The 11,752-nt window shown below is 64.7% G+C and carries 12 protein-coding genes; 8 read left to right on the top strand and 4 right to left on the bottom strand.

The genetic code is table 11. The annotated features are described in order from the left end of the window. The first annotated feature begins 33 nt into the window (after window positions 1–33). The 6 genes from NO366_RS14110 (at window position 34) to NO366_RS14085 (ending at window position 6,115) form a co-directional block, all read left to right on the top strand. Window positions 34–723 carry a cob(I)yrinic acid a,c-diamide adenosyltransferase gene (locus tag NO366_RS14110; protein ID WP_256531426.1) on the top strand — a complete coding sequence of 230 codons (690 nt, stop codon included), beginning with the start codon at window positions 34–36 and terminating at the stop codon, window positions 721–723. Window positions 724–839: 116 nt separating this feature from the next. Continuing rightward, window positions 840–1,577, top strand: coding sequence for an ABC transporter ATP-binding protein (locus NO366_RS14105; RefSeq protein ID WP_256531425.1), 738 nt, complete (start codon window positions 840–842; stop codon window positions 1,575–1,577). Continuing rightward, on the top strand, window positions 1,574–3,187 hold the full coding sequence (locus NO366_RS14100; RefSeq protein ID WP_256531424.1) for a hypothetical protein: 1,614 nt from the start codon (window positions 1,574–1,576) through the stop codon (window positions 3,185–3,187). Before NO366_RS14105 ends, NO366_RS14100 begins: the two co-directional genes overlap by 4 nt. Before the next feature lie 109 nt (window positions 3,188–3,296). Further along, window positions 3,297–4,898, top strand: a complete 1,602-nt coding sequence (locus NO366_RS14095) for a cobyric acid synthase (protein WP_256531423.1) — start codon at window positions 3,297–3,299, stop codon at window positions 4,896–4,898. Window positions 4,899–5,129: 231 nt separating this feature from the next. Further along, entirely contained in the window at window positions 5,130–5,816 is a 687-nt protein-coding gene (locus tag NO366_RS14090; RefSeq protein ID WP_256531422.1) for a hypothetical protein, read from the top strand. A gap of 89 nt (window positions 5,817–5,905) precedes the next feature. Then, entirely contained in the window at window positions 5,906–6,115 is a 210-nt protein-coding gene (locus NO366_RS14085; protein WP_256531421.1) for a hypothetical protein, read from the top strand. 155 nt (window positions 6,116–6,270) lie between these two features. Here the strand turns inward: NO366_RS14085 and NO366_RS14080 are convergent, their stop codons facing one another. Further along, entirely contained in the window at window positions 6,271–6,525 is a 255-nt protein-coding gene (locus NO366_RS14080; RefSeq protein WP_256531420.1) for an MTH865 family protein, read from the bottom strand. 342 nt (window positions 6,526–6,867) lie between these two features. Here NO366_RS14080 and NO366_RS14075 point away from each other — a divergent pair, with 342 nt between their 5' ends. Both NO366_RS14075 and NO366_RS14070 read left to right on the top strand, forming a co-directional pair. Beyond that, a complete protein-coding gene (locus tag NO366_RS14075) occupies window positions 6,868–7,194 on the top strand; it encodes a hypothetical protein (protein WP_256531419.1) in 327 nt (108 codons plus the stop codon). Window positions 7,195–7,255: 61 nt separating this feature from the next. Continuing rightward, entirely contained in the window at window positions 7,256–8,101 is an 846-nt protein-coding gene (locus tag NO366_RS14070; RefSeq protein ID WP_256531418.1) for a zinc metalloprotease, read from the top strand. Window positions 8,102–8,215: 114 nt separating this feature from the next. Here NO366_RS14070 and NO366_RS14065 read toward each other — a convergent pair whose 3' ends face one another. From NO366_RS14065 to NO366_RS14055, 3 genes are all read right to left on the bottom strand, one after another. Then, window positions 8,216–8,575, bottom strand: a complete 360-nt coding sequence (locus tag NO366_RS14065) for a winged helix-turn-helix domain-containing protein (RefSeq protein ID WP_256531417.1) — start codon at window positions 8,573–8,575, stop codon at window positions 8,216–8,218. Window positions 8,576–8,809: 234 nt separating this feature from the next. Further along, window positions 8,810–9,679 (bottom strand): trehalose-phosphatase, encoded by an 870-nt coding sequence (gene otsB / locus NO366_RS14060; RefSeq protein ID WP_256531416.1) that lies wholly within the window; start codon window positions 9,677–9,679, stop codon window positions 8,810–8,812. Window positions 9,680–9,703: 24 nt separating this feature from the next. Further along, entirely contained in the window at window positions 9,704–11,272 is a 1,569-nt protein-coding gene (locus NO366_RS14055) for an alpha,alpha-trehalose-phosphate synthase (UDP-forming) (protein ID WP_256531415.1), read from the bottom strand. Between the last annotated feature and the right edge of the window lie 480 nt (window positions 11,273–11,752).

Below are 11,752 nucleotides of genomic sequence, written 5' to 3'. Positions count from 1 at the left end.
GCATACAAGTACCGCCAGTTCGAACTGCAAGGTATGCCCGTCGACGAATCAACGGAGTCCCTCCACGAGAACACACCTGGAAAGGGCCGCACGCCGGTCGCCCAGTCGATCGACCCGACGGCCCCCGGAGAGTTCGGCCTGGTACAGGTCTGGTGGGGCGACGGCAAGGGAAAGACGACTGCGACGCTCGGCATGGGAATGCGCGCGGTCGGCCACGGCTATCGGGTGCACGTCCTCCAGTTCATGAAAGGCGGTGCGGCGAGCGTCGAGGCCGTCCGCGGCGAGTACAACGCCATCGAGACGCTTCCGGGCTTCAGTTTCGAGAACCTCGGCCACTACGGCTGGCACGGTATGGCCGACGGCAGCGACGAGGCCGACCACGAGGCCCAGGCGCGAGCCGGGCTCGAACGCGCCCGGGACCTACTCGAAGCGTCGCACGGGGCCGATCTGTCGGCGCCACTGCCCCTCGACGGCGGGCCAGACGACGGCGTGCACATGCTGATACTGGACGAGATCCTCTACGCGGCCGAAACGGGTCTGGTCGACGAGGCCGAGGTGTGTGATCTCGTCGAATCGAAACCCGACGGGCTAGAGCTCGTACTCTCGGGCGGTCACGAACGGCCAGACTACCTGACAGAGCTGGCCGACCTGGTCACGAACGTCCGCAAGGAACGCCACCCGATCGACGACGGGCAGCGGGCCAGGAAGGGAACCGAGTACTGACGAACTGGATCGCTCGCGACCTGAGTCGCAGCGTCGATCCGGGGCGCGGATCCCATACTCCTGGATCGCCGGTGCCAGTACGATTATACCACTGGTGTGAGAATTTATCGTGATCGATGAGTGTAATTCGAGTCAGGGACGTTTCGAAGTCGTTCGCCGGTGTCGACGCCGTCTCCGGGATGAGCTTCGACGTCGACCACGGCGAACTGTTCGGCTTTCTGGGGCCGAACGGGGCGGGGAAGACCACGACCATCAAACTGCTGACCGGACAGCTTCGCCCCGACGCGGGGGCCGTCACGGTGAACGGGACTGATCCGTCCGTCGATCCCATCGAGACCCGTCGACGAGTGGGTATCCTCCCCGAAGGCGGGACACCGCCGAGTTTCTTCACTCCACGAGAGTTCTTCACGTACGTCGGCGGAATTCGAGGCCTGGACGACGAGGTAGTCGACGAGCGCATCGATCGGTGGGCGGGTCGGCTCGGACTTCAGGACCGTCTGGAGACGATCAACGCGGACCTCTCGCGCGGGCAACAACAGAAGGTCATGATCGCGCAGGCATTCCTGCACGAGCCGGACGTCGTGTTCATCGACGAACCGCTGGCGAACCTCGATCCGCTCGTCCAGGAGCGGGTCAAACGGCAACTGACCGCCTACGTCGAGGACGGGAACACGGCGTTCCTCTCGACGCACAACATAGACGTCGCCGAGGAAATGTGTACACGCGTCGGGATCGTAGCGGACGGGCGCATCGTCGCCGAACGAGACGTCGGATCGACCGACGAACCGCTGCTGGACGTCTTCCTCTCGACGGTCGAAGACGTACAGCCGCGGGACGTTCCGACGGCACCATGACTGGGGACGCGACTGAATCAGAGAGAGACGATACAGCGGAACCAGAGAGAGGCGATCCGTCGGAGTTCGAAGAGGGCACTTCGACGGGGACCGAGCCAGGAGCGTCGTCGGAGTCCGCGTCGGGAGAGCCGAACGAGTCAGCGACGACGACCGACGCGACGGCCGGCGACGGCGTACCGGCGGTGCCCACTGTACGCTCCCAGCTCTGGCTGACGACGCGGGCGCTGGCCCGCGAGGAGTGGCGGATTCACACGACGCTCTTCGACGGCTATCGCTTCCTCGGAATGCCGCTCCTGATCACCGCGTTCGCCGCCGGGACGGCCGTGCTCCTCACCGAGACGGGGACGACCCCCGACGCGATCGTCGCCGGCGTACACGCAGCCGCACTCGTCTTCGGTCTCTACGCCGGCACGGCGGGCTTCGCCGGTTCCTCGATGCTCGAAGACGTCTTCGGCGCACACCAGTTCCTCCTCGGCGTGGCGGCGACGCTCCCGCTATCGCGTCGACTGGTCCTCGGGCTGTTCCTGGTGAAGGACGCGGTCTTCTACGGGGTCTTCTTCGTCCTGCCGATGGCCGTCGGCGCGGCCGGCGTCTCCGGCTGGACCGTCGCGAGCGTCGTCGGCCAGTGGCTCTCGCTCTGGCTCGTCTTCGCCGGCGGGATGGCCGTGACCGTCGCTGCGATCTCGGCGCGAACGAACGGTATCCCTGCCTGGGCGATCGGTCTGGTCGTCGTCCTCGGGGTGGGAGTGACAGTGGCCACAGGATCGATCGGCACCGCGCTCGAGGTCCTCGTCACAGTGGGCGACCCGCTCGCCGCTGCCGGTCTCGCTCTCGCGACGGCCGCACTCGGCGGGGTCGCACTGGCCGCGTACCAGCCGACCCACGTCCCGCCGTCGCGAACCGCTCCGCAGCGATTCGATCGAATTCGACGGTTCCTCCCGACCGACGACCCGCTGGTGGCGAAAGTGCTCCTCGAACTCGGGCGCAGCAGTGGTGGCTACGCGAAGCCCTTCGTCGCCGTCGCACTTCTCGCCGGTCTCGTCGCCGGCTCTCTCGGGATCGTCGAGTCCATCACCGGACTCGCACCCGCCCCGGGGATCTTCTTCGGCAGCGTCCTCGGCGTCAGCGCGTTCACGACGTACAACTGGTTGACGCAGTTCGACGCCGTCGACGACTACCTGATACTGCCGGTGTCCGTCGTCGACGTCTTCCGTGCGAAGCACGTCGCGTTCGTCATCGTCGGGGTGCCGACGGCGGCGGTCCCGTACGCGCTCGCCGTCGTCTGGTTCGAGGCGACCCCGATGGACGCGCTCGCCGGTGCGGCCGTTCTCGTCGGGTACGCGGGCTACTACTACGGGCTCACGGTCGCGCTGGCCGGTTTCTCACCGAACGAGTTCCTCTTCGACGGCGCGCGCTTCGCCGCGTTCGGTGCCGGCGTCGCGCTCCCGCTCGTTCCCACCCTCGTCGCCGCGTTCGTCCTGACACCGCCGTCGGCACCCACCGCTGTGGCACTGATCGGTGCCAGCGCCGTCCTCGCTGCCGTCGGCGTGGTCCTCTCGCGGCGCGCGGCGACGTACTGGGCGGACCGCACGATGGCCGGCACGGTCTGAGCCGGTCGCCGAATCGATCCGAGGCGCCCGACGGGTCGACCTGTCCGGACGACGTGGTCGAGGACATCGACAGGGCAAAGCCGAACAGTGACGAATCGTCACTCGACGGATGACGGATACCATCCTCGTCGCCGGGACCGCGAGCCACGTCGGTAAATCGACGCTCACGACGGGCCTCTGTCGGTTGCTCGCCGACCGCGGATACGACGTCGCCCCATTCAAGGCTCAGAACATGAGTACCAACGCGCGGGTCGTCCTCGTCGGGCCGACGACGGGCGATTCGCCGACAGGCTCTGGCGATCCGGAGCCGACGTCAGCTCCGACCGTCGCGGCCGATCGTCCGACTCCCCAATGGGGCGAGATCGGCGTCTCACAGTTCGTGCAGGCGAAGGCGGCTCGTACGACGCCGACGACTGACGCGAATCCCGTACTGCTCAAACCGCGTGGCGACGGGGAGAGTCAACTCGTCGTCGATGGGCAGCCCGCTGGTCACGTTCGGTCCGACGCCTATTACGAGGCACACTGGGAAAACGCCCGAGCGGCGGCCCTCGACGCACACCGGCGACTGGCCCGAACGGCGGACGTGATCGTCGCAGAAGGGGCTGGAAGTATCGCCGAAATTAACTTACACGATCGGGATCTCGCCAACGTGGAGACGGCGCGATTCGCAGACGCCTCGATCGTGATCTGTGTCGATATCGAACGCGGCGGTGCGTTCGCCAGCCTCTATGGCACGCTCGCGTTACTCCCCGACGACGTCCGCGACCGTGTCGTGGGGGCGGCTATCACGAAGTTCCGCGGCGATCCGTCACTGCTCACGCCTGGAATCCGGACGATCGAGGCACGCTGTGGCGTCCCCATTCTGGGCGTGGTCCCCTACGAAGACTTCGACCTGCCGGCGGAAGACAGCCTCGGCCTGCCGGATTCGTCGACGGGCGAACGACGGGGTGCCGACGACGGCGTCCCCGAGGCCGATAGCGTCACCGTCGGCGTTCCCCGATTGCCCCACCTCTCGAACGCCGCGGATGTCGAGGCACTGGTCGATGTTCCCGGCGTTCGGGTCGAGTACGTACCGATCACCGCGGCGAATCGTGACCGGCTCGCTGCCGCCGACGGGATCGTGCTCCCGGGAACGAAAAACGCCGTCGACGACTGCCTGGAACTTCGTCGCGCTGGATTCGGAGACGTCGTCCGTTCGTTCGACGGGCCGATCGTCGGTATCTGTGGCGGGTACCAGGTGCTGGGTCGGCGGCTGCTCGGAGCGCACCACGAGGGAACCGGCGACGCGTCCACGCTCGACGGCCTCGGCGTCCTGCCGGTCGAGACGCGTTTCGCACCCGACAAGCGTGTCTGCCGTCGGCGAGTGACCGTCGACGGCTGCGGTCCGATCGCCGGCGCGACCGGTGAGGCGACTGGGTACGAGATACACGCAGGAACGACGACCGTACTCGAACCCGTCCCTGAACCGGTCGAACCCGGGAGTGCGGTGTGTGAGTCGGTCCTCGGAACGTACCTTCACGGGTTGTTCGCGAACCCGTCGATCAGATCGGCGTTCGTCGACGCAGTGTACCGAGGAGTCGACGGAGAGCGCCCACGATCCGATCGGTCGACGGGTGGGACGACCGACGATGCCATCGATCGCGTCGCGACCGTCGTCGATCGCTCGCTCACGCTCTCACCCATTCTCGGAGAACTCGCTCCACCAGGGTGAGACGCCGGTGACCCCGGACGGTGTTCGGATGAGGCGGATCGGGTGCGTTCCCTGGGTGCGCGTACGCGTGCACGAAACGCTTCGGGTACGCCGGAGGCCGGTGTCGTGCTCTGCTGACGGGAGTCGTCGTACCGCTATGAGTCCGTGCGGGATTTCGAGGTTCGATTCGACACTCGAAACGGAAGGAACCTTGATGCGTGGTACGACGAAACTCGTCGTATCGGGCCCTGTATGATCGGTACCGCACCCGCCCTGATTTTCGATAGTTTTCCCTGGTGGGTCGCCAGACCGATCCTCTACGCGCTCTTTCTCGGGACGGGGATGGCACTCGACGAGACGTACGTAAACCGCACGACGATCCTCGCGGGGTCGCTCGCCGTCGCCGTCCACAGCGTCACCGCCGGCGGTCTCTGGTTACCGCTCTCTCTGTATCTGGACGTCGGCCTCGTGATCGGGCTGTACGGACTCTACGCGTACGTCGTCGACGGCTACGTACCCGGGTGGTTCCGACTGCTCGCGTACATGCTCTACTCGCCGCTGTCGGTCGCGCTGGTCCTCTTGCTCCCCGACGTCGTCTTCATCGTTGCACTCGTCGTCGCGGGGTACGCAAACGTCCAGTTACTCGCGGCGCTCCACCCAGTGGAACCGTACTATTTCGGTCCCGACACGCCGGAGGCGTTCGCCAGATCCGCGTCGGAGAGCGGTTCACCGGATCCTGTCGAACGGACAGACGCCGCTCCGGGTGCCGGCCTGGGCCGAGCGATAGCCGAATCCAGTCTGTTCGGCGGGAATGCGGCGGACGGTAACGACCCAGATACTCACTCGCCAGGGGGCGAGGAGGCCGACGACGGGGGAGCACACCGGGGCGATCCGCCGTCGGATCGGGGAGTGCTCCCTGGATTCATGCGCCGAATCTAGGTGCGATGGCCGGCAGACAGTGGCGAATCAGTGCGCGACGTCGGACAGATCCGCCGACTGTCTCCTCACCGAGAGGGTCGTCCGAGCGCGTGAGTCATCCAGAAAGATACTTCAACGTCGACGTTGGACGCCTCGGTGGGACTGGGATGCTCGATACTGTCCGGGAGTTCCTCGGCGGCACCGGGGATAACGGCGAAGACGTCTACGAGTGCCGTCGCTGTGGAACGACCGTCGATACGACGACGACCGCCTGTCCAGCGTGTGGGAACGACGATATCGTCGTCCACTCGACGAAGTGATGGTCTAGTACCCCACAGCCACTGCCGTGAGCGCGGGTCGCGGCCCGTAGAGCGACCGAATCACCGACGGCGACGATGATTCTATCGGAACCGGTGGACAGGTGAGACTACTGGACCAGCCTCCTGCTCGTCACGGATCGATCGACGATAGCCGACTAGATGTGGTCGTCTTCTTTGAGTCCCTCGATGAGATCGTCGACCAGTTCGTCGACGGAGTCGTAGGGGAAGTCCGCACTCCCTGCGGTTTTCGAGTTCAATTCCATCGCGGTCATCGAGAAGTCACCTGATTCGAACTTCGTGGCAGGCCCGTTCGGGAGTGCCGGGACGAGATCCATCGGGCTGGAGATCGGGTACGATGCGCCCTCGAAGGCGTCGGTGAACTGCTCGCGGAGTTCGTCTTCGTTTGCCATTGCGACTGGTACTTCTTCCGCATAAATAATAAATTATGGGGTAGTTGATGCCACGGCTCGACACGAGCAGCCGAATTGTCCGGGTAAACGGGTAGACACTGCGAGCGGTGATCGATTGGACGTATCCGTCTGTCCGGGACGTACGGGTGAGGCAACCGTCCATCGGTCTGCGACGGAAGAGCGACGGTATCCATCGTACCGGACACTCGATGTACTAACGATGGCCATGTGAAGGGATCGAAATACGTGACTGTCCGGCAGACACGACAGTCGTGAACACGTGATGCTGTCCTGGACCGAACGGCCCCTCGCATCGAATCACCCGGTGGTGCGAGGATTGTGATGGCTCCCGAGACCCTCTACGTGACCGACTCCGGCCGGTACCTGACGGGCTGGCAATTGCGACAACGGATCGAGTGTGGAGAGTGGTGTCGACGGATCGTCGACGAATCGACGGGCGTGATACTCGTCGAGTCAGCTGATGAAACGGTGATAGCCCTGACGATCCTGGCGATGGGATCGCTGCCGTCCTACCTCGAGGTTCGCGGCGATGGACACCGGACGTGGGTCGCCGACCGACGTCGAGTGGTCCCGTCGTCGCAGTCGGCCGACGTGGTGGGACCGATCGGCCCGCAGCGACAGACCCCAGTTTCACTCCACACACGTTGAAGCGCCGTGGATTCACTCCGTATACGTTGACCCGCCGTGATGCCACGAGTGGCCACGATCGATGGGACCCCTGGCACGCGGGACCGCGCAGAGTCGTCGCGTACTATACCTGCTGAAGATATTCACGGAGACGTTCACTATCTCGGCGTCGGATCGGTCCACAGTGAACCGTCGATCCGTCCTCGGCGCGCTCTGCGCCGGTAGCGCCCTTCCCGTCATCGGCTACACGACGAATCGAAGCGGGGAGACCGTCTCCCTTCGCTACTGGATGACGGAACGGGCCGCCGCGTACGACGGCCTGGAGTGGCGACTTCGCTCACTGCTCCATCGGTGTCTGGGATTCGATCACTGGGTCCTCGAACTCAGCGGCGGTGGGATCGTCGACGTCGGAACCGAAAACGCGGCCGACGCCGTCACGGACGGCTCCTGGCCACGCGCGCTGCTGTCCGGCGTCGTGCGAGCGAACGAGATCGATCCGGCCTGGGACGTCAACCTCCTCGTGACGGACGGTCCGCTGGAGACGTCCCCGTCCGGATACGGCACAGCACACGTCGCCGCCGTGCCAGGAGCCGGTCGGCTGGCAGCCCTCGAGTCCGTCCCCACCCCCGAACGGCTCGAACCCGTCACGGAGTCGACGTTCGCGGCGCAACTCGTTCTCCACGAAGTCGGGCACGCGCTCGGACTCGATCACACCGACGGTCGTCGATACGACCGAGAGAATCGGAGCATCGTCACCCCGATGCTGTCGCTGTACGGCTGGCATCGTCCCGAACTCCTCGACGCAGCATGCCGCCCTACCGATGCTGGAGCGGTGGACGACGGCTTGATTCGTCGCCTCGATTTCTCCTACAGTGCCTGTGCGAGACGTGCGTTACGGGCCTACGATGGCCATCACCTCTCGATATAGTGGAACGAACGGGTCACGAGTCGCTACAGATGTAACTCCGCGGTCGGTCGAAATCGACTCGACGGGGAGCGGGTGGTCGACCGCCGTCACTTCGAGCGGCGGACCTCGGTCGCGTTACTCCTCGTCGGTGCCGTCGGTCGCGTCTCCTCTGGCGAAACTGGCCTGCGGAGCTCCCTCGTTCGTTGCCGGGGAGCCAGCTTCTGGGCCGGTGATCAGCGCCTCGAAGTCGGCGACGTCGTCGTACTCGTCCTGGTGGACGAGTGCGCTCTTGCCGAGGGGCGTGATCTCGTACAGGCCCGATCGCTTCGCCGGACCGATTTTGTCTACGAGCCCGTAGTCCTCGAGGACGGGCAGTCGGGTGTTGATGTTCTTTCGGCTCTTTCCGGTGTGGGAGGCGAGGTTCGTCGCCACGTTGCGACCTTCGTCCTCGAGCGCTTCGAGGATGAGGAAGTCAGTTGGTTGACGTAGTTTCATTGTCTGTGTTCCGTATGGTACGTAGCTTTCCGATGGTAATAAACTCTTTCGGCTCGAAACCGGTAATTCGTTGGTTATCTGGTACGGTTGTCGCCGTTGAAATGGCGTGACGGGGGAACTATCATCGGAAAGTCACTCGCCGATTATTTCCGGACATTTCCCGTCCGATCAACCGTCAGACGGAAATTACCTTCGAACACGACCATCCCGATCAGCCGATGCAACAATTGGCCGTCACGACGCGAGCAGCGAGGGGCCATGATCGGCGAGCCACTCGAGGGAACCCACGAGTGCCTGCGGTGAGTCGACGCGAAACGACGCGTACGACGGCGTCGCGTCACCGACGCGGATCCCGACGTCGTCATCGGAGAGAACTCGGAACGCGTCCTCGTCGGTCGTGTCGTCACCGCAATACAGAAGTACCGTTCCCGGGGGATGTCCGTCCTCGAGTACCCCAACGGCGTCGCCTTTGTCCCACTCGATCGCGGGTCGGAACTCGAGAATCCGGGCGCCCTCGGTGAGTACCACTCGATCGTCACCAACACGCTCGATCACGTCTCTCGTGAGTGAGCGACACACGGGCACCGCCGACTCTGGAACAGTTCTGTCGTGGACGGTTCCAGTGAGCCCCTTGTGTTCGACGGTGGCGTTTGGAATCGGATCGAGGACCGTTTCGAGGACACCACTGCAGGTTTCGATGCGCGGTGTCGCAGCAGCGGCTATCGGATGCACTGCGTGTCGACCGGCGGAATTCGATTCCGATTGACCGTTCGGCGGATGCGGACCAGGATCGAACCGTTCGAGCCCGTGGTTGCCGACGAGGATCGCCGGACTCCCGACGCGCGTTCTGAGATCCGTAACCGATCGACCGCTCACGATGGCGACGGTGATCGAACGCGACGACCCGAGCCTGTCCAGCACTCGTTCTGTCGCTTGCGGCATCACTGCCGTCGCCGGATCGTCGACGATCGGAGCCAGGGTGCCGTCGAAATCGAGACAGCACAGGAGGTGAGACGCGTTCTCGAGCGTCGGACCGAGCCTCGAAGTCGGGTTCGAGAGCCGTCTCGGGACCGACTGGCATCTCACCGCTGCAGAATCGGTCATCGGTCGCAGCGCCAACCCGTCCAGTTACGTCCCATCGGTGGGATACCCCTGGGGACTGATCGACCGATCCGGCGTCGCCGCCGCGAACGTTTCGAATAGAGTCGACATCCACCACGAGAGCGACCGTTCGGCCGTCCTCGCCCGGAGCGTCCGCATCCGCACGCGCTGTTCTCGGACCGGCATCCGCAAGGCGTCGTCTATCGTCCGCCACACCGACTCGCGATCGGTCGGGTCGATCGTGTTGGCCACGTCTCCGAGTGCGTCGTGTGCGCCGGTTTGGTCACTCAGGCAGAGAACGCCCGTTTCGTCCACGCTCGCCGCGACGAACTCTTTCGAAACCAGGTTCATGCCGTCGGCGAGCGAGGTGACGAGCAGACAGTCGGCGTTTCGGTAGAGTGCGGTTAGCTGGTCCCGTGTGAGGTACGATTCGGTGTACACGATCGGTTGCCACGAGTCCGTCCCGAACCGTTCGTTGACACGATCGACGACTCGTCTGACCCGTTTTCCGTACGCTGCGTAGGCCGGGATGTCGGTTCGGCTGGGGGTCGTCGTCTGCACGAACGTGACCGATTCGCGCCACCTCGGTCGGCGCTCGAAGAGGGTCTCGATGGCCTCAAGCCGTTCTTCGATCCCCTTCGCGTAGTCGAGACGATCCACCCCGAGTCCGAGGAGCGTCCCATCCGGTATCGACAGTTCCGCCGACAGGGTCTCGTACACGCCGTCGTCCAGATTCTGACTCCGCCGGGCGTGCTCGTCGGCGTCGATCCCGAGTGGGACGGCCACGACCTGCGTGTCCGAGCCGTCGTACGAGACGACCGACGCGTCCCAGTCGACCGACGCATCGTCGAGAAAGTACTCGACACAGGTGAGAAACCGATCCGCGAAGCGACGCACGTGGAAGGAGAGGACGTCGGCGCCGAGCAACCCGTCTAGCAGCGCACGTGCCTGCGGAACCCGTGAGAACGTTTCGGGTTTCGGCCAGGGAACGTGCCAGAACTGACCGATCGTCGTCGATGGTGGGACCCGCTCTCGAATCATCGCCGGAACCAACGCGAAGTGGTAGTCTTGCACCCAGATCAACGACTCGCCCGAGACGTGCGGGACGACGCGCTCGGCGAACCGTTCGTTGACGCGTCGATATCCGTCGTAATCGCCCGGACGGATCTTCGCTTCGTCTACGGCCCCGTGACAGATCGGCCACAGTAACCGGTTGCTGTACCCGCTGTAGTAGGTGTCGGCGAGATCGTCGTCGATCCACACGCGTTCTAAGGTGTACGACGGGTCGGTCGGCGGCACGTCGACACGATCGTTCTCGTCGACGACCTGTCGGTCGCCGTCGCCGTCGCCCCACGCGATCCAGGTTCCGCCAGCGCGCTGGCACACCGGATCGAGTGCCGCGGTGAGTCCACCCGTCGGCCTGTCGACCGCGAGGGACCCGTCAGCATCACGTGTGTGGCGATACGGCTGCCGGTTCGAGAGCACTACGAGGGTGTCGAACGAATCGAGTGGCGTCTCCCAGTCCCGGGACGGCGTCGTGTCGGCACTCCCGGTCGACGACTCGTCCGAGTCCGATTCGTATGCGAAGTTTCGCATTCTCCTCACCCCACATCGTCGGTGGTGGTCCGCTCCTCGCTTGCACACGCCGGGCGAGCACGCCGTGGACGCCGACCACGATACCGGCAGCAGCTACTGACGACCACTACCAGTTGCGTCACCAGTAGGTGGCGGACGCCAGTGCGATCGATCACTGCCCCCGCTCAGTAATAGTAGATGAAGAGTTCGTGTCCGCAGTTGGTACACGCCGTTTCGCTACCGTTGAGCCTGTTTCGAGTACCCTCCGCGGGCGACCGGAGGCCATCTCCACTCGGAATCGCCGCTCGGACCGATCGATCACATTCGGGGCACCCGATGCGGACTGCTGTCGACATGGACCCGTCGATCACCGCGCGCCAGCATAGTTATGGCGCAGGTTGTAGGTGGCCGCCAGGTTCGGCCATCCAACTCGTGGTTCAGTCTTCGGGAAGCCGGGGAGCGGCCGGTATCTACACCCGATCGAACGGAGGGGTAACGGAC

Origin of the sequence: Halovivax cerinus (assembly GCF_024498195.1) — an archaeon.
GTDB lineage: Archaea > Halobacteriota > Halobacteria > Halobacteriales > Natrialbaceae > Halovivax > Halovivax cerinus.
Note: the sequence above shows the minus strand (reverse complement) of the source record. Positions and strands in the feature narration are given on the sequence as shown.